Source organism: Sphingomonas sp. 7/4-4, assembly GCF_027941955.1.
In the GTDB taxonomy this organism is placed as follows: domain Bacteria; phylum Pseudomonadota; class Alphaproteobacteria; order Sphingomonadales; family Sphingomonadaceae; genus Sphingomonas.
Genome location: NZ_CP115960.1, coordinates 4,406,272 through 4,423,370 on the forward strand (window position 1 = coordinate 4,406,272; position 17,099 = coordinate 4,423,370).

At 64.8% G+C, this 17,099-nt stretch carries 14 protein-coding genes and 3 pseudogenes; 7 read left to right on the plus strand and 10 right to left on the minus strand.

Going from position 1 to position 17,099, the window contains the following annotated elements:
* Position 1: 1 nt before the first annotated feature.
* Both PIB19_RS23925 and PIB19_RS22615 read right to left on the minus strand, forming a co-directional pair.
* On the minus strand, positions 2–2,026 hold the full coding sequence (locus PIB19_RS23925; protein WP_443018665.1) for a phosphopantothenoylcysteine decarboxylase domain-containing protein: 2,025 nt from the start codon (positions 2,024–2,026) through the stop codon (positions 2–4).
* Positions 2,023–3,138 carry a hypothetical protein gene (locus tag PIB19_RS22615; protein ID WP_271239139.1) on the minus strand — a complete coding sequence of 372 codons (1,116 nt, stop codon included), beginning with the start codon at positions 3,136–3,138 and terminating at the stop codon, positions 2,023–2,025. The genes PIB19_RS23925 and PIB19_RS22615 overlap by 4 nt, the downstream gene beginning before the upstream one ends.
* A 427-nt stretch (positions 3,139–3,565) precedes the next feature.
* Here PIB19_RS22615 and PIB19_RS22620 point away from each other — a divergent pair, with 427 nt between their 5' ends.
* From PIB19_RS22620 to PIB19_RS22630, 3 genes are all read left to right on the plus strand, one after another.
* Complete coding sequence (locus PIB19_RS22620) at positions 3,566–3,988, plus strand: hypothetical protein (protein ID WP_271239140.1); 423 nt, start codon at positions 3,566–3,568, stop codon at positions 3,986–3,988.
* 107 nt (positions 3,989–4,095) lie between these two features.
* Positions 4,096–4,680: a right-handed parallel beta-helix repeat-containing protein gene (locus PIB19_RS22625; protein WP_336297351.1), complete on the plus strand. Its 585-nt coding sequence runs from the start codon at positions 4,096–4,098 to the stop codon at positions 4,678–4,680.
* A 78-nt stretch (positions 4,681–4,758) separates the two neighbouring features.
* On the plus strand, positions 4,759–5,739 hold the full coding sequence (locus tag PIB19_RS22630) for a hypothetical protein (RefSeq protein ID WP_271239142.1): 981 nt from the start codon (positions 4,759–4,761) through the stop codon (positions 5,737–5,739).
* Positions 5,740–5,900: 161 nt separating this feature from the next.
* On the opposite strand, the gene PIB19_RS22635 is transcribed toward PIB19_RS22630, so the two are convergent.
* From PIB19_RS22635 to PIB19_RS22645, 3 genes are all read right to left on the minus strand, one after another.
* The gene (locus PIB19_RS22635) at positions 5,901–6,044 is read right to left on the minus strand and encodes a hypothetical protein (protein WP_271239143.1); all 144 of its coding nucleotides are present in this window, start codon (positions 6,042–6,044) and stop codon (positions 5,901–5,903) included.
* 132 nt (positions 6,045–6,176) lie between these two features.
* On the minus strand, positions 6,177–7,943 hold the full coding sequence (locus PIB19_RS22640) for an asparagine synthetase B family protein (RefSeq protein ID WP_271239144.1): 1,767 nt from the start codon (positions 7,941–7,943) through the stop codon (positions 6,177–6,179).
* The gene (locus PIB19_RS22645) at positions 7,879–8,115 is read right to left on the minus strand and encodes a hypothetical protein (protein WP_271239145.1); all 237 of its coding nucleotides are present in this window, start codon (positions 8,113–8,115) and stop codon (positions 7,879–7,881) included. The genes PIB19_RS22640 and PIB19_RS22645 overlap by 65 nt, the downstream gene beginning before the upstream one ends.
* Positions 8,116–8,249: 134 nt before the next feature.
* Between PIB19_RS22645 and PIB19_RS22650 the strand changes: the two genes are divergently transcribed.
* Positions 8,250–9,185, plus strand: coding sequence for a hypothetical protein (locus PIB19_RS22650; RefSeq protein WP_271239146.1), 936 nt, complete (start codon positions 8,250–8,252; stop codon positions 9,183–9,185).
* Here PIB19_RS22650 and PIB19_RS22655 read toward each other — a convergent pair.
* Positions 9,182–9,469 carry a PqqD family protein gene (locus tag PIB19_RS22655; RefSeq protein WP_271239147.1) on the minus strand — a complete coding sequence of 96 codons (288 nt, stop codon included), beginning with the start codon at positions 9,467–9,469 and terminating at the stop codon, positions 9,182–9,184. The two genes, PIB19_RS22650 and PIB19_RS22655, sit on opposite strands and share 4 nt — an antisense overlap.
* 249 nt (positions 9,470–9,718) lie before the next feature.
* Between PIB19_RS22655 and PIB19_RS23930 the strand changes: the two genes are divergently transcribed.
* Positions 9,719–10,183 carry a lasso peptide biosynthesis B2 protein gene (locus PIB19_RS23930; protein ID WP_443018762.1) on the plus strand — a complete coding sequence of 155 codons (465 nt, stop codon included), beginning with the start codon at positions 9,719–9,721 and terminating at the stop codon, positions 10,181–10,183.
* Positions 10,184–10,271: 88 nt separating this feature from the next.
* On the opposite strand, the pseudogene PIB19_RS22660 reads toward PIB19_RS23930, so the two are convergent.
* From PIB19_RS22660 to PIB19_RS22675, 4 genes and pseudogenes are all read right to left on the minus strand, one after another.
* A pseudogene (locus PIB19_RS22660) lies at positions 10,272–11,786 on the minus strand (ATP-binding cassette domain-containing protein); the annotation flags it as partial.
* Between the two features lie 57 nt (positions 11,787–11,843).
* Positions 11,844–13,082: a nucleotidyltransferase family protein gene (locus PIB19_RS22665; RefSeq protein WP_271239149.1), complete on the minus strand. Its 1,239-nt coding sequence runs from the start codon at positions 13,080–13,082 to the stop codon at positions 11,844–11,846.
* Positions 13,083–13,186: 104 nt separating this feature from the next.
* Positions 13,187–14,716, minus strand: a complete 1,530-nt coding sequence (gene ubiB, locus PIB19_RS22670; RefSeq protein WP_271239150.1) for a 2-polyprenylphenol 6-hydroxylase — start codon at positions 14,714–14,716, stop codon at positions 13,187–13,189.
* An 11-nt stretch (positions 14,717–14,727) separates the two neighbouring features.
* A pseudogene (locus tag PIB19_RS22675) lies at positions 14,728–15,458 on the minus strand (class I SAM-dependent methyltransferase).
* A gap of 43 nt (positions 15,459–15,501) precedes the next feature.
* Between PIB19_RS22675 and mutM the strand changes: the two are divergent.
* Positions 15,502–16,310 (plus strand): annotated as a pseudogene (gene mutM, locus PIB19_RS22680) (bifunctional DNA-formamidopyrimidine glycosylase/DNA-(apurinic or apyrimidinic site) lyase).
* A 90-nt stretch (positions 16,311–16,400) separates the two neighbouring features.
* Positions 16,401–16,664 (plus strand): 30S ribosomal protein S20, encoded by a 264-nt coding sequence (rpsT, locus tag PIB19_RS22685; RefSeq protein WP_271241063.1) that lies wholly within the window; start codon positions 16,401–16,403, stop codon positions 16,662–16,664.
* Positions 16,665–17,099: the final 435 nt, after the last annotated feature.

Sequence of the window (17,099 nt, forward strand, 5' to 3'; positions counted from 1 at the left end):
GTCAGCCTTTCCTGGGGAGCGCGGCGGCGATGCGCTCGGCCGCGCTCAGGACTTCGGGATCATCGAGGATCTCGTGGCCCTTGCCGGGCAACACGCGATAATCGGTGGCGATCCCGCGCAGCGCCAGCGCCTCGGCATAGGCACGCGAGAATTTGGGCGGCGTGATCGGATCGTCCGCACCGACGACCAGGGCGGCACGCAGATCGAGCTGGGCGCCGCCGACGGTCTGGAGCGGATCGAGGCTCTGCACCGGCTGGTCGAACGGCGCGGCAGGCAGGCGCGCCTTCATGTACCGGCGCCATTCGGGCAGGCTGCACGGACAGGCGGCGAGCAGCAGCCCGTCGACGAGCTCGGGGCGCGTGCCGGCAAGGTCGGCCGCCATCGCCGCGCCGCCCGAATGACCGATCAGGACCAGGCGGGCATCGGGATAGCGCGCGCGGAGTTTCCGGAGCGAGGCGCTCACTGCGTCGAGCCGGTCGGGCGTATAATTGTCGCCGGTGGTCAGGCCGCGCTCGCCCGGCGAGCGATTGCCTTGCGGGTCTTCGTAGCCGGGGCGCAGCAGCGCGACGACGCGGGAGTTCGGGATGTGCGCGGCGAGGGTTTCGGAGAACGCATATTGGTAGCCCGGCTTCGCGGTAGGGGCGTCGCCGTGCAGGACGACGAGCAAAGTGGCCGGGCGCGCCGCGCCGAAGCTGCGCGCATAGAGCGCATCGTCTGCCGTGGCGGTCTGCGGGGCAGTCGAGGTCGCGGTGCAGGCGGCGAGCAGCAGGGGCAGGAGCGCGAGGCTAGAGCGCATCGGCGATTCGCTCCGCGAGCCGGCGCGCGACTTCGGCCTTGGGCAGGCGATCCCAATGTTCGACGCCGGCGGCGGTGACGAGATGGATGGTGTTGGCTTCACCTCCCATGACGTCGCCCGAAACGTCGTTGGCGACAATCCAGTCGGCGCCCTTGCGGGTTCTTTTGCGGTGGCGTGTTCGATCACCCGCTCGGTTTCGGCGGCGAAGCCCACCACCAGCTTCGGGCGATGCGGATTTTGCGCGAGCGACGCGAGGATGTCTGGGTTCTCGGAGAGCGCGAGCGACGGGGGTGCTGCGCCTTTCTTGAGCTTTTGCGTGGCGGCTTCGGCGCGCCAGTCGCCGACCGCGGCGACCATCACCGCGGCGTCGGCGGGGAGGGCGGTAGCGACTGCGTCGGCCATTTCCCGTGCGGTCTCGACATCGATGCGCGTAACGCCCGCCGGGGTGGCGAGGGTGACCGGGCCGGACACCAGCGTCACCCGGGCGCCGAGGCGGATCAGGGCTTCGGCGATCGCGAAGCCCTGGCGGCCCGACGAGCGGTTGGCGATGTAGCGGACCGGATCGATCGGTTCGTGGGTGGGGCCGGCGGTGACGAGGATGTGCTTGCCGGTCAGTCTTGGGGCTTCCACCCCTCCGTTCGTGTCGAGCGAAGTCGAGACACGTTGGCTTGGGACAGGCTTCTCGACTTCGCTCGAAGCGAACGGGAAGGTGAGGATGGCGTTCAGGATCGCCTCGGGCTCGGGAAGGCGGCCGGGGCCGTATTCGCCGCAGGCCATCGGGCCCTCGTCGGGCTCGAGGATCGTCACGCCGTCGGCACGAAGCCGGGCGACGTTGCGGATCGTCGCGGCGTGCTGCCACATGCGGACGTTCATTGCCGGGGCGGTGAGGACGGGCTTGTCCGTGGCAAGGAGCAAGGTCGTGGCGAGATCGTCGGCGAGGCCGGCGGCCATCTTGGCGAGCAGATCGGCGGTGGCGGGGGCGACGACCACCAGATCGGCCTCGCGGCTCAGCTGGATGTGCCCCATCTCGGTCTCGTCCTTGAGATCCCAGAGAGTGGTATAAACCTGGTTTTCGGAGAGCGCCGCGAGCGTCATCGGCGTGACGAAATGGCTGCCCCCGTCGGTCAGCACGACCTTCACGCCGATCCCGGCCTTGCGGCACAGCCGGACCAACTCGCAAGCCTTGTAGGCGGCGATGCCGCCTCCGACGATCAGCAAGATGCGCTTCATCGCGTCACCCTTGTCACCGTTATGCGCCGCTTGTCGAGGCTCGGGCGAAACAGATCGCGCAAGCCGTCTGGCACGAAGACGAGGCCGACGAGGAAAGCGGGGGCGATCATCAGCCCCCAGTAAAAGGTATCGGGGCGCGCGAAGACGCTGAGAACGAGCGCATAGGCCGCGAAGGTGACGCCTGCACGCAGCCCGGTGGGATCGCGCCAGGCGGCCCAGCCGAACAGCGAAAGCGCGACCAGCGGCACCGCGGCGAGAAGCGGCAGAATCGCCAGCGCAGTCGAGGCCTTGATCGCATTGACGAAAAAGCCCGGGCCGAGCAGCCCGGTCCAGCCGGGCGAGGCGGGATCGAGCGAGCGGACGACTTGCAACACGCCGAAAGCATGCGCCGCGAGCGCGATCCCGAGCGCGGCGCAGGCGGCCAGCCAGCCCAAGGCTTCGCGGCGATAGCCTTCGCGCCAGGCAAGCAATGCCATCAGCAGGAGATAGAGCCCGGCGGTTTCGCGAATCAGCGCGGCAACGAGCCCGAGCGCGGCGGCCTCCATCCACCGGCCAGGGCGACGGAGCGCGAGCGAGAGCGCAACGAAGAGCCCGGCCCAGATCTCGTGGAAAGGCCAGAGTTCGGCCTGAACGAATGCCATCAGCCCGCCGGCGAGGAGCGCAAGCGCGATTACCGTCGGCGGCCAGCCGGTGAGCGCGGTGCGCAGCCGCATGCCCCAGGCGAGCATCGTCGCGGCCACGAGCACGAAGAGCAGGCCCACGATCATCGGCTCGGGCAAATGGCCCTGGACCATCGCCAGCGTCGGCAGGCGGAACGTGAAGAAGGGACGTAGCGGATAATCACCCTCGCGCAGCGCCTCCGCCGCCGCGGCATAATAGCCTTCGCCGTGCCGGATCGCCGCGACGATATTGGTGTAGAGCGTCACGTCGCGCTGGTCATCGGCATGCGCGGCGGGCTCGCTGCTGTTCGCGGGCGGCGAGGCGCTCCACAGGCTGGTCAGGCAGGCGAGGAACAGCAGCGCGAGCAGCCCGACCGCGATCCGCGCGCGGGATTTGCGCACGCCGGCGAAACGACTGGGGGCGGCGAGCCAGAGAGTGGCGGAACGGGCCATGCTGGCGCGGGACTACACGGACGGTGGAGCCGGTGTCGAGGGGGAGGGCGGGCGAAACCGCCGGCCCCTCGCCCGGAAGTGCAGGTCGGCGTTCGAAGGCAGGCAGAATCAATGATATGTCGGATGGAGTTAAGAAGAGCGAGTGCTGAATATCGTTATTTAGAGATGGGATGAGGAATAGATACTGATCAGTACTGATATCAGGATGCGCAGGACAGGGTTGCCAAGACAGGAATAGGAGCGCAGAATCTATAAAGGGATGTTGGATCGAGTCGTGGGTCGTCGCCGACTTTCTCCAGACGGCCATCACGAGCCGATCTTTCTTGCTCGATAGTAACGCGTATTGTTGGCTCTTCATGAGCCTGTCTGCTTTGGATGCGTGTCGTTCGACATGCAGGCAAGCGCTTGATCTACCGGGGAAATCACTATGAGTTCATCCTTTAAACGACCTCTTGTCGCTGCATGCCTCATCGCCGCAGGTACGCTGGCCTATGCCGCTCCTGCTGCGGCGCAGGCGACAAGGACTTGGGTTTCGGGTGTCGGCGACGACGCCAATCCGTGCAGCCGCACCGCACCGTGCAAAACGTTTGCTGGCGCGATTTCCAAGACCGCGGCCGGCGGGGAAATCAACTGCATCGACCAGGGCGCCTATGGCGCAGTGACGATCACCAAGTCGATCGCGCTGCAATGCGTCGGCGTGACCGCCGGTGTGCTCCATTCGTCCACCAACGGAATCGTCATCAACGCGGCGGCGACCGACAATATCTTCATCCGGGGACTCGATATCAACGGAGCTCCGCCAACTTCGCCAGGGCTGAACGGCATTCGCTTTCTCGCCGGGGCCTCCTGACGGTCGAGAACACGGTTATCCGCGGGGCAACGGGCGCAGCGCCCAATGGCTTCGGGATCCTGTTCGCTCCGAGTGGGGCTGCAAAGCTGGTCGTCAAGAACACATCGATCAGCAATAGCGGCACGGCCAGCAGCGGCGGCGCCATCCTGATCCAGCCGACCGGCGCAGGCGGCAGCGCGATGGTGACGCTCGATGGCGTTTCCCTCAACAACAATCTCGCCGGCGGCTTCAAAATCGATACCACCGGCAATACGAGCGCCGCGGGCGTCAAAGCCACCATCAACAACAGCGACATTTCGGCCAATGGCGGCGGCGTCGCGGTGGTCGTTCCGGCGGGCACCAGCAACGCATCGCTGATGATCGCGAATTCGAACATATCCAACAATGGCGCCGGGATTATTGGCAACGGCGCGGCCGTGACCGTTCGCGTGAGCGACACCATCATCACCAACAACGGCAACGGTGTGGTCGCGGCGGCAGGTGCGTCGGTCCTTACCTTCGGTAACAATTTGCTTCAGGGGAATACCACCAATGGCGCCTTCACCGGCGCGGTCCCCCAAGCTGATCCGCAAGGCGGAGGATTTTCTCGACGGTTGCGGCGTATCGTAAACCCGCCGAGACTATTGCATGCATGGCGGTCGCAAGCGACCGCCATGCATGACGCCATAGTATCACGTAAACAGCATGCCTAAAGCGTGCATGCTTCATCTTTGTCTCAACGCGCTAAGGCGCCTGGATTGGAGAGGCAATTAGCCATGCCTTCATCATCAATGCGGAATATTGCAGTCGGCATCGTCGTTGCTGCTTCGTTTTATGCCGCACCCGCCATGGCGCAAGCGACTCGCACCTGGGTGTCCGGTGTCGGCGACGACGTCAATCCATGCAGCCGCACCGCGCCGTGCAAGACCTTTGCGGGCGCAATTTCGAAAACCGCCACCGGCGGCGAGATCGATTGCCTCGATCCAGCTGGCTTCGGCACGCTCACGATCACCAAATCGATCACCATCGATTGCACAGGCACGTTCGGCAGCACGCTCAATTCGGGCGGTATCAACGGCTTCGTCATCAACGATAGCGCCACGGTAACGCCGGGGACGGCCAGAGTCGTGCTGCGAGGAATCTCGATCAATGGCGCCGGCACGACTCCGGGGCTCAACGGGATCCGCTTCATTTCGGGTGCTTCGCTCGTCGTAGAGCACGTCATCATCCAGAATAACCTGTCGACCAACGGGCAAGGTATCTCGTTTCAACCCGTCGCCGCCGCGCGACTGGCCTTGCGGGATGTTTTGCTCGTGAACAATGGCACCAGCTCTACGGGAGGCGGTATCCTAGTCCAGCCGACCGGTGCCAGTGGCAGCGCTATCGTGACCCTCGAAAATGTCTCGCTGAAGAACAACCTCAACGGCGGCTTCAAAATCGATACCACCGGCAATACGAGCGCCGCAGGTGTCAAAGCCACCATCGGCAACAGCGACATTTCGGCCAATGGCGGCGGCGTTGCGGTGGCCGTTCCGGCGGGCACCAGCACCGTGTCGCTGATGATCATGGATTCGAACGTATCCAACAACGGCGCTGGAATTATTGCCAACGGCGGGGCTGCGACCATTCGTGTGAGCAGGACTACCATCACGAACAATGGGTCGGCACTTGTCCAGGCGGCAGGCGGAACGATCGCCAGCTTCGGTAACAATTTACTCCAGGGCAATACTGTCAATGGAGCCTTCACCGGGGCGGTTCTTCCAACGAACTGACAAACTGGCCAAGAATGAAAAATGGCCCGGAGCGATGCTCCGGGCCATTTTGTTTCGGCAATAAATCGATCAAATACATCTGCCGACATTTAGGCGATCAATGCCCGATATTCACGGGCCCCTGTTCTGCGTCGAGCCTCTCCGCCGCGGTGCAGGTTGAATCAGGACAAGTTGGCGAAATCAGTGGCGGGAGCCGCGTTGAGTTCGGCCGCACCGGCATTGATCTTGCTCACTTCCGGACGGACCCATTCGCTTCGCTCTTCCTGCTTGGGCGAGTTCGTCTGATTCTGAAGTTCACTATCCATCCCTGGTCTCCCCTATGACGCGCGTGCAACGTTGGAAAGCCTATCTTCGATTTGCTCTCGTCGCAAGTCGGCATCGGCGAATTTATTTATACCTTTATTGAAGATACCAAGGAGCCGAAGAGATCGGCACACTCAGGCGTTGCTGCGGGAAGCCTTCCGCAAGAAATGACCGATAGCGCCGCCGCGCAAAAGGGATAAGCGATATTTATTCGTCACTTGCGGCACGTTCCACTCACAACTGGGCCAGTTCTCCAGCGTTGCTCGCATCTCGGCGAGATCGAGGATTTGCGAGGCCGCAGGAACATGCTCTAGCCGACTGATTTCGGTCCGCAGCGCTTCGCGACCGGCATCGAGGCCCTCGTGCCAATCGACCGCTTGATAGCCTTTGCGCCGTTCTTCGAGAACTTCCGGCGGCAATCGGTCGGCAAGCGCATGGCGCCCCAGGACGCGAGCCTGCCCGCCGCGCAGGAACAGGCTGGTCGGCAGTGAGATGCAGAATTCGATCAGCCTTCGATCCGCGGTTGGGTCGCGCAGGTCGATCCCGTAACCCGCCAGAGCGGCCTTGGCCGCGTTCGCCTGATCTATACGATTGAGCATCCACAAGCGGGCAGCCCTGGCACTTTTGCGGGGGCGATAGCTGAAGTCGAGTTCGCGTGCCTCGGCCAATTGGGATAGTTGGGCCTCGCGCACGTACTCGGGCCGAACCGCGCTGTACGCGTGCAAATCGAGGCTGGCGCCCCGATAGTGGCGGTTCAGGGCCCTCCACAATGGCCGTGGTATCCACGGACCGAATGCGAGCGCGAGGCCGCCCCGCCACCGCATCGATCCACTGGCGGCCAGCGCGGCGATTTCACGAGAAAGCGCAATCCAGCGAAACCTGGCTGCCAGCTCGGGCAGGAGCTCGGTTCCGGCATAGCTCAGCGTGGCGTTACCCATCGCCCCCGTCAGCATCACCTTGAGACCGCGGCGCTGCGCCTCGGCATTGATCGCGTTAATCCAGCGTTGATTGCACGGATTCACCAACGGACGATCATGCAGAAGGAAGTCGCGATCCCAATTGTCGAACGTCGATCCTCCGTCCGGGCGGATCAGCAGGTGCTGGATATTGGAATAGAGGGCAGCGGTCTTCGCAGCCAGCGGCCCTTCGTCGCCAATCCGCGCATCTGGCGCCTCGCCGGCATAGCCTTCGCGGGGAACCGATGTGAAGGCGACGACTTGGCCGTTGGTCGGGGCGAGGAGACGCGCCGCGGTGGCGGCGACTGCAGAACTGTCGAGCCCGGCGCTCAGATGCGCGCCGATGCGGCCATCGCCACCACGTAGCCTGGCTGCGACCGCTCGGTCGAGTTCGGCGCGCATCGCTTCCGCAGCGTCGCCGAGTTGCCATCGGTCGTTGCCGGTGGTTGGAGGATGCCAGTGACGATGAGCCCGCTGCTCCTTTGCGTCCACGATGACGATCTGACCGGGCTCGACACGGCTCACTCCCTCGAAGAAGGATCGCGGACCCCATTCGGGCATAAGGACCAGCAATTCGGCCGTGCGGATCGCGTCGGGGGCGAGCGGCACTTCGGGAAGCGCGTGCAAGCCCTTGGGCATGGTGGCGAAGGCGAAAAATCCATCGCCGCGGTGATAATGCAGCGGTCGCCCACCCACCGCGTCGCGCGCGAGGAACAGCTTGCGTTCGGCCGTATCCCATAACGCGATCGCATAATCGCCGTAGAGATGCGCGAAGCAGGCCTCCCTCCAGCGTTCCCAGGCGCGCATGACGAAACCCGCGTCGGGGAGCGTCCGTGCTTCGGCGTCGTTGATGCCGAGCGTTTCGGCAAGGTCGCCGCGATTATCTAATCGAACATCGGCGACTAAGTGGTATCGGCCCCCCGCCTTCGACCGGCCCCCGGTCATAGATATCCTCGGGCAGCGTCTGGAAGATCGATCGTCCGATCGCGACATCGCCGCCGTCCCAGCGGGCATCACCGTGCGGCCCGTAGATGCGCTGCGCCGCGAGCATTCGCTGGAGCGACGCTTCCGCATCGGTACGGCCGGTGAAATTCCAGATGCCCGCCAGCGCGGTCATGCATTCAGCTCCCAGACCGGTCGCGGTGGAGGACAGTGGCGAGCATCGCATCGCGCCATGCACCATGCAACCCATGAAGGCCCATTTGGCTAGGCACTTTCGCGGCCGAGCTTTCCTGCATAGACTTTGAACATATGGAAGCAGACAGCGAAGCCCCGCACGACTATCGGCTCTTCGGCCTCGCACTGCGATCGACGGTTGCGCTGCCCGAACTCGAATCCTGCGCCCGGGATGACACGCCGGCGGTCGAGATCGCGCTCGGAGCCGTGGATTACCCCGGGGACGATCGCGGCGATCCGGAGCCGCTGGTGGCGACGGGTTTCGGCGTCGTCCTCACCGTCACCGACGTGGCGCGCTTTTGCATCAGCGAGGGGCGGAGAATCATCGTCCAGCCCGACCCCGCCGCATCGGGCCGCAATGTGCGCCTCTTCTTGCTGGGATCGGCCATGGGTGTCCTGCTGCACCAGCGCGGGATCCTGCCGCTGCATGCCAATGCGATCGATATCGATGGCGGCGCGATCGCTTTCATGGGCAAGTCGGGTGCGGGCAAATCAACGCTGGCGGCTGCGTTTCACGATTCGGGGCGCGGCATCCTGTCCGACGATGTGTGTGCGGTGACCCACGACGGCGCCACATTCGTGGCGCAGGCGGGAATCCCGCGCTTGCGGCTGTGGCGGGACGCAGTGGAGCGTTCCGGCCGTGCGGTCGATGCTTATGAGCCCGCGTTCGACGCGCTCGACAAATATACCGTAAGCACTGATCTCGACGCGCGTCCGACCGCATCGCCGCTCAAAGCGATCTATCTGCTCGAGCGCGATGATAGCGGCGCGAGCCCGGAGATTCGGAGGCTTTCCGGTATCGCCGCGGTGCAGGCGCTGATCGAGAACACCTATCGCGGGAGCTTCATCCCCCTGTTCGGAGATTCGCGCGTCCATTTCGAGACCTGCTTCGCGTTGAGTCGCGCGGTTCCGCTCTTCACGCTTTCGCGCCCCTGGGATGCGGATTCGATCGGCGAAACTACGGCGCGCATCGAGGAGCATGTCCGTTCGCTCGCCGCCGCCGCGGGCTAGGCCTGGGACAGGGTCACCAGCCCATCATCGCCCAGATCCTTGAGGATTGCGCGGAGATCTCGTTCGCAGGTCGCGGGATCGACATCATATTCCTCCGACAGCGCAGTACAGAGCTGCGATAGCCGGACCGGCCGCTCGGCCAGCTGCCAGATGCGATACGCCGTGTTGTTGAAACCGTAGCAAGTGCCGCTCTCGACATGGAGGCCCACCATTTCGCCATCCACTTCCGCTTCCATCAAACCGCCGTTGCGGCTGACCAACAGATCCTGCTCGTGTCGCTCCATTGCTCTGCTCCTGTCGCGCTTCAGTCGCGAAATGGATTCGGGATCGTCGCCGATACGACAAGGTCATTATACTTTTTCTCGGGCGGCCCCAAGACAAAGCAGGTATTCGCGCGCTAGTCACTGGCAGGCGACAGAAGGAGCCGAGGGTTGAACCGGAAGCGCAGGACCCTGCGCGGGCTATCGGGCCGCGAGTGGTCGCTATTGATCGAGGCCGGGCTTTTGCTCGCGGGCGCGTCGGCGGCGATTGCCTTGCTTCCCTTTGCGCGTGTGGGTCGGCTGGCGAGCGGGAAGGGTGCAGCGCTGGCGCCGCCGGACGAGGCCTCGATGATCGCCGAATTCCGCTGGGCGATCACAGCGGTGGCGCGCCGCGTTCCTTTTCGCGCGAAATGCTTCGAGCAGGGCCTGACCGCGCAATGGATGTTGCGGCGGCGTGGGATCGCCTCGACGTTGTTTTACGGAATCGCCAGGGATCGGGATCGCGCGCTGTCAGCTCATGTGTGGGTGCGCTCGGGTGCATTCGACGTCGTCGGCTGCGACAATATCGCTGACTTTGCGACAGTCGCGCAGTTTCCAGCGGCCCGGTCGGACACGCCACCTCAGACGAGCCGCCCCCTTCCATCCGATAGACCCGGTGGAACAGGTCAAGCGTTGCGGCACGGTGCGAGATGGCCACGATCGCGGGTCGGTCCGGAAGCGCCAGAAGATTGCCGATGACCTGCCGTTCGATCTCCGTATCCAGCGCGTTGGTCGCCTCGTCCAGGATCATCAGTCGCGGACGGCGTAGCAGCGCTCTCGCCAGCGCTATCCGCTGACGTTCGCCACCCGAGAGCAAAATGCCCCGTTCGCCCACGATCGTCTCCAGCGCCGCCGGGCGCCGGCCGACCACCCCGTCGGCAGCGGCGACACGCAGTGCCGCGTGCATTTCGGCTTCTTCCGCCCCCATGATTCCCCAGAGCAGGTTGTGGCGGATCGTGTCGTTGATCAGAAACGAGTCCTGCGGAACATAGGCGATGGCGCGCTGCCAGCGTGCAACATTCAGGTTGGCAAGTGAGACGCCGCCGATCTCGATCGAACCGGATTGCGGAGGTACCAAGCCCGCGAGGAGATCGGCGAGGGTGGTCTTGCCGGCGCCCGAATCGCCGACGATCGCCACCATATTGCCTGGTTCGATGGTCAGATCGACGTCGCGCACTCCGCTGCCGGTCTCGCTCCCGCCTGGATGCCGATAGCTGACCTTGCGGAGGACGATGGGCCCCGGCGGCGGTAGCATGCCGTCGCTCGATGCTTTTTGCCGGCCGGCACGCAACTCGCTTTCCAGCGCCTTTATCCGCTCATAGGTGGGCAGCGCGTGGAGCAGCAATTGCAAGCTCTGCTGGAACTGCAGTGCGGGTCCTGCCACGCGCGTGAGAATCACCAGCATCGCCAGAAGCTGCGGGCCCGCGACCCCGAACACCAGTCCGCCTGCGAACAGGGCAAGCGCCCCGATTGTGCCGGCGGCCAGGGCGATCGTCGCGCGGGCCTGACTCTGCTGACGGGCGAACGATATCATTCGCTGCGTTTGATCGTTTTGCAGCCGCATGACCTGAGCGAGAAATTCGGATCCCATGTCGTTTCCGAGCGCGGATTTCAGCCCGGCGAGGAATTGCCCCATCTCGCTCGTCAGCCTCACGCCGAGCGCACCGAGTTCCGAGCCACTGTGCCGCGCTGCGGCCAGACCCGGATACAGGATCATCCCCAATAGAAGGAGGAGTGCGCCCGCAGTGAGGGCCAGCACAGGAGACAGAATCAGGGCCACCAGGAGCAGCACCGCGAGCATGACCCCCGAAAGGCAAAGGTTCACGAAGGATACGCCGGCCACGCCGCATGCCTGAAAATCCGCGCTCAGCAGATGCGCGACGCGCCCATGCTGCAAGCCGGCAACCCTGCTCCAGCCGGCTGCCACCAATGCTTCCAGAACCCGGCTTCGCGTGCGTTCGAGGAAGGTGCCGTTCAACCGCGCGAAGCTGACATCACGGGCGACGACGACAATCGAGCGTAGCACCAGCAGCACGCCGAACAGGAGGATCAGCGAGGTCAGTTGGGCGAACGCGCCGGGCGGAAGCCAGGCGGCGGCCGCGCGCGCGAGCCATCCGTTTGTTGCGTGGCGCTCGATCGGGCCATTGCTCAGCAAGGCGATGATCGGCACCAGCAGCATGAGGCCCACGCCCTCGAACACGGCGCCGGCAAGGGCGAGAAACAAGGGCTTCGCTCCGTGCGAGCCTTCTCCCTGGAGCAGGTCACCTGCGAAACCGCGCAGTCGCAGCGTGCTGCTTTTCATGCGCTACATCCTAGTTGAGCGAAAACGCGGCTGTCGAGCGCACAAAGATCGGGCGCGTTACCGCTCGCGGCGGTGATCCGCAACCGCCGCCGACCGGAGACGGAGCAGCATGAAGGGTAGGCGCAGTATAAGGGTCGGCACGCGCAGGGCATGATACACGGAATCGAGCACGGCGGGGTATTTCGCGCGGACTATTGGCTGGGTCCACATGGAGCGGAGCTCGCCCAGCAAATATTTCCAACCCTTGCCCGTTCTGAAACGCGAGGCGAGAAGCGCGAGCCCCGTGCGCGAGATCGACGGCAGGTCGGATCCTCCCATGGGATGGGCGATGCAGTCGAGATTCACCGCAACCAGCCGTTGGACCTCGGACGCATTCTGCCAGCGTTTCGCAAGATCGAGCGGCAAAGCGAGTTCAAACAATCGGGCGCAAAGCAATAAAGCAGCCGACGCTTCTTGGCCGAGCCCCAGCGCGCTGGCCGCGCCATATACTCCCTCTATACGCTCCACGCTGCCGCGTGCCAGCATTGCGTTCAGGTCGGCCAACCATTTGAGCCGGCTCCATCCATGCTCCTGACCATGTCCGATCAGAAAAACGATCAGCAGATCGTCTCGCAACGTTCGTACGTCGCAGTCGCCCAGCCGAACGACTTGCGTTTCCGACAAGGCGCTGACGCCGGGCATCACGGGTTTGGTGAAGAGGCGCCAATGAAGCTCGACGGTGATTCCGCGATCGTCGCGCAGTTGTGCTTCATGATAGAAGCGGGCGAAGCGTGCGAGTGCGGCAGGTGACAGGCCTGCGGGGGATACCAACCTGTAGCCCCGGCGCTGGAGCAGCTCCATCGCGTCCATCATATTCGGCTCGGTGGTCAGCAGATCGATGTCCCACGATTGTTTGACGCCGAGCGCGCCATAAGCGAGGACACCGGTCGTCGCTCCCTTGAGAAAAAGCGCCGGCAAACCCGCCCCGTCGAATTCCCGCTGCAGCCGCGCGGTTTCGGCTGCGTGGACGAGGTCCGTCGTCGCGCAATCGCGGGCGGCGGCAGCCAAGGTTGTTCGCACGTCCGCGGGGATGTCGTGCCCGCTGCGGGCGAGATTGAAATTGGCGAGGCTGACGATTCGGTGCCGCCGCAGGATCTTGAGGAAGTCCGGCCAGTTCAGAGGTTTCGCCAAGGCTGCGGCGATGGCTTCGCTCGTCGCGACGCCGGGCGGAAAGCGACAGCAAGCGATCGCAAGTTCGAGTTCCGGGGACAGTTCCCTGATCAGCGGATTCCCCTTCGCCAACGGCAAGCGGAGCATAGGGGGAATGCAGGCGGCACACAATCACTGCGTCGAGCCGCCGATGAGCGACAGAATCCGGCATCGATCCGTTTGACGCTGGCCGCGGGTGACCGGCTACGCCGCTAGAGGATCACCCACATCGCCGCCGCGCTTGCCGCTGCGGCCAGCACAGCCACCGCCGCATAGCGCCAGCCGCCGCCGACGCGGACGACTTCGATCTCGCGCAAGGGCGGGGCGGGGGCGCCGCCGGGCGTCGGGTAGCGCAGCTCGATGTTGCGGATGAGCTGGGGCAGGCGGGCCAGCGTGCGCAGATCGGTGATGATCCGGTCGGCGACTGCGGCTTCGGGACCAAGCTCGGTGCGGATCCATTCGCGGACGAACGGGGCCGAGGTCTCCCACAGGTTGATCTCGGGATCGAGCCCGCGCGCGACGCCTTCGACCATCACCATCGTCTTCTGAAGAAGGAGGAGGTGCGGCTGGGTCTGCATGTCGAAATCGCGGGTGATGTTGAACAGCCCGTCGAGCATCGCGCCGACCGACATGTCCTTGACCGGCAGCCCGCGCATCGGCTCACCGACGGCACGCAGCGCCGTGGCGAACTCGGCGACATTGTGGTGCGAGGGGACGTAGCCCGCCTCGAAATGGATTTCGGCGACGCGCTTATAATTGCCGGTGATCAGGCCGTAGAGGATCTCGGCCAGCCAGACGCGGGCGCGGCGGTCGATTCGGCCCATGATCCCGAAATCGATCGCGGCGATGCGGCCGTCGGGAAGCGCGAACAGGTTCCCCTGATGCATGTCGGCGTGGAAGAAGCCCTCGGCGATCGCCTGGCGCAGGAACGCGCGGATCAGCTTGCCGGCAAGCGCAGTGGTGTCGTGCCCGGCGGCGATCAGTGCGGCGCGGTCCGAGAGCTTGATGCCGTCGAGCCATTCGAGGACGAGCACCTTGCCGGTGGTGCGCTGCCAATCGATCGCGGGGACGTAGAAATCGGGCTCGGCGGTCATGCCCTCGGCGAGCTCGGAGGCCGAGGCGGCTTCGCGGCGGAGATCGAGCTCGCGCGCGGTCCAGCGCTTGAAGGTCTCGATGATCAGCCGGGGACGGAGGCGCGCGGCTTCGCCGCCCATGCCCTCGACTTGGGCCGCGGCCCATTCATAGGTCTCGATCGCCCTTGCGAACTCGGCCTCGACGCCGGGGCGGAGCACCTTGACCGCAACCTGCGCGCCCTCGGTGGTGATCGCGCGGTGGACCTGCGCGATCGAGGCGGCGCCGACAGGCGTTTCCTCGATCGAGGCGAAGAAGGTCTCGAGCGGGCGGCCATAGGAGGATTCGATGCGCTGGCGGATCACTGCGAAGGGCAGCGGGGGCAGCGCGTCCTGGAGGCGGAGCAAATCGTGCGCGGCTTCCTCGCCGACGAGGTCCGGGCGGGTGGCGAGCGTCTGGCCGAGCTTGATCGCGGCGGGGCCGATCGCCTGGAAGGCAATGGCGTAACGGGGTACGTCAGGAATGCGTGCGCCGAAACGGAGAACGCGGACGAAACGGCGGACGGGTCTGGGCGTATTGAGATCGCGCTCGATCCCGCGCAGCGCGCCGTGGCGTGCGAGGATGCGGCCCCATTTAAACAGGCGCCAGAGGTGGATCGGAGGAGCGGTCATGCGATTCTAGATCAAATCTTCCAGCCGCTGTGGATCGCGACCAGCCCCCGAGCAACGGCTCGACCTTGGTCTGGGTGAAACCCGCGTCGCGGATCATCGCCTCGAATTCGGGCATCGGCGGGAAGCGGCGGATCGATTCGATCAGATAGCGATAGGAATCCGCATCGCCCGCGAGCAATTGGCCGAGCCGCGGGACGAGATGGTGCGAATAGGCGTCATAGACTTGCGCGAAGCCGGGCCACTGCGTGGTCGAGAATTCGAGCACGTAGAAGCGGCCGCCGCGCTTCAGGACGCGGTGCGCCTCACGGAGCGCCTTGGGGATGTCGGTGACGTTCCGGATGCCGAACGCGATCGTATAGGCATCGAAGAACTTGTCGGGCCATTGGAGCGCCTCGGCATTGGCCTCGCTCCACACCAGCCCGTCGATCCCGCGCTGCGCGGCGCGCTCGACGCCGACGCCGAGCATCTCGGGATTGATGTCGGCGACGGTGATCGCCGCGCCCGATGGCGCCATGCGGAAGGCGATGTCGCCGGTGCCGCCGGCCATGTCGAGGATGTGCTCGCCGGCGCGCGGCTTCACCCGGCGGACGAACAGGTCCTTCCACAGGCGATGCAAGCCGCCCGACATGGCATCGTTCATCAGATCGTACTTCGATGCGACGCTGGAGAAGACCTCGCCGACGCGGGCGGTCTTCTCCTCGGGGGCGATGTCTTCGTAGCCGAAGGAGACGGTGTCGGGCATGGCTGCGCTCTAGCGGGGGAGGGCAGCGCGGCTAGGGGTTGGCATGCCAGAGCTTCCCGAAGTCGAGACGACCGTGCGCGGGCTCGAACCCGTGCTCGAGGGCGCGCGGATCGAGCGCGTGACGCTTCGCCGCGGCGATCTCCGCCGGCCGTTCCCGCAGGATCTCGGCCAGCGGCTGACCGGCGCCACCGTCACGGGGCTGGGGCGGCGCGCCAAATACGGACTGATCGACACCGATCGCGGCGACACGCTGGTCTTCCATCTCGGCATGTCGGGGCGGTGGCGGATCGATCCCGAGGAATTGGGCAAGCACGATCATTTCGTGATCGAGACCGCCAAGCATCGGCTGGCGCTCAACGATGCGCGGCGATTCGGATCGGTCGACATCGTGCCGACCGGGGAGCTGGCCGAATGGCCGGCGTTCAAGGCACTGGGCCCCGAGCCGCTGGGGCCGGACTTCGACGCGGCGCATCTCGTCGCGGCGTTCAAGAACCGGATCGCCCCGGTGAAGGCGCTGCTGCTCGACCAGCGAGTCGTCGCGGGGCTCGGCAACATCTATGTGTGCGAGGCGCTGTACCTCGCGCAGATCGCCCCGACCCGGGCGGCGGGGACGATCAGCAGGGCGCGGCTGGCGAAACTGGTAGAGGCGGTGCGCGACGTGCTGACCGCGGCGATTCGCGCGGGCGGATCGACGCTCAGGGATTATGCGCGGCCCGACGGCGAGCTCGGCTATTTCGCCAAGGAATGGCGCGTCTATGGCCGCGAGGGCGAGCCCTGTGCATGCGGGGGCTGGTCGAGCGGCGAGTCGATTCGGGGCGATCGACCTTCTGGTGCCCAAGGTGCCAGAAATGATTGACCCGAATCGCCTCAGACGTTAAGGGGCTCGCCTTTCCCGGCGTGGACCCGTACCGCGCCCCTCCAATTGAGCAGGAACGAGACGGCATGGCGAATACGCCGCAAGCGAAGAAGCGTATCCGGCGGAACGACCGCCGTGCGGAAATCAACGGCAACCGCGTGAGCCGCATCCGTACCTTCATCAAGAAGGTCGAGTCGGCGCTCGAATCGGGCGACAAGGCCGCGGCCAGCGTCGCGCTCGCCGCCGCGCAGCCCGAGCTGCAGCGTGGCGTCGCCAAGGGCGTGCTGCACAAGAACACCGCCAGCCGGAAGTTCTCGCGCCTCAACAAGCGCGTGCAAGCGCTGGCATAAACGTCACAATTCCGTAACGATGACCCCGCCGGACCCACTCCGGCGGGGTTTTTCGCGTGTGCAGCAAGGCACTTGGCAGCTGTTACCGAATGGGACGGCATAAGTGGCGGAAAACCAACGATTCGCATCCTTCAATTTTATGAAGGTTGTTCTAAGTGGCTGATTCATCAGGTGGAAAATTGTGACATGACGGAAAACCGTGGGTTCCGGCGAGTCAACAAAACTATTTCACTTTCTTTGCACTTCGCCCCCTTGCTCGACTCGAATTTCGGTTCCTAAAACAGTCCTCCCCGATCGCGTCTGATCGGGGTTGTGAAGCTCGACGCGCCAGCCTGGGGGCAAGATTCCGGCTGCAGTAGGGCCTTAGGTCGTAGCGGGTTTACGCGCGGAAAGGGTCTGCTTTCCGCGAAGGAGGGGTGCGTCGTTGTGACTCAA

Bases quoted from the DNA above. Each gene is read 5' to 3' on its own strand.
- PIB19_RS23925 (WP_443018665.1), bottom strand. From the start codon at position 2,026: ATGAAGCGCATCTTGCTGATCGTCGGAGGCGGCATCGCCGCCTACAAG.
- PIB19_RS22615 (WP_271239139.1), bottom strand. From the start codon at position 3,138: ATGGCCCGTTCCGCCACTCTCTGGCTCGCCGCCCCCAGTCGTTTCGCC.
- PIB19_RS22620 (WP_271239140.1), top strand. From the start codon at position 3,566: ATGAGTTCATCCTTTAAACGACCTCTTGTCGCTGCATGCCTCATCGCC.
- PIB19_RS22630 (WP_271239142.1), top strand. From the start codon at position 4,759: ATGCGGAATATTGCAGTCGGCATCGTCGTTGCTGCTTCGTTTTATGCC.
- PIB19_RS22635 (WP_271239143.1), bottom strand. From the start codon at position 6,044: ATGGATAGTGAACTTCAGAATCAGACGAACTCGCCCAAGCAGGAAGAG.
- PIB19_RS22640 (WP_271239144.1), bottom strand. From the start codon at position 7,943: ATGACCGGGGGCCGGTCGAAGGCGGGGGGCCGATACCACTTAGTCGCC.
- PIB19_RS22645 (WP_271239145.1), bottom strand. From the start codon at position 8,115: ATGACCGCGCTGGCGGGCATCTGGAATTTCACCGGCCGTACCGATGCG.
- PIB19_RS22650 (WP_271239146.1), top strand. From the start codon at position 8,250: ATGGAAGCAGACAGCGAAGCCCCGCACGACTATCGGCTCTTCGGCCTC.
- PIB19_RS22655 (WP_271239147.1), bottom strand. From the start codon at position 9,469: ATGGAGCGACACGAGCAGGATCTGTTGGTCAGCCGCAACGGCGGTTTG.
- PIB19_RS22665 (WP_271239149.1), bottom strand. From the start codon at position 13,082: ATGCTCCGCTTGCCGTTGGCGAAGGGGAATCCGCTGATCAGGGAACTG.
- ubiB (WP_271239150.1), bottom strand. From the start codon at position 14,716: ATGACCGCTCCTCCGATCCACCTCTGGCGCCTGTTTAAATGGGGCCGC.
- rpsT (WP_271241063.1), top strand. From the start codon at position 16,401: ATGGCGAATACGCCGCAAGCGAAGAAGCGTATCCGGCGGAACGACCGC.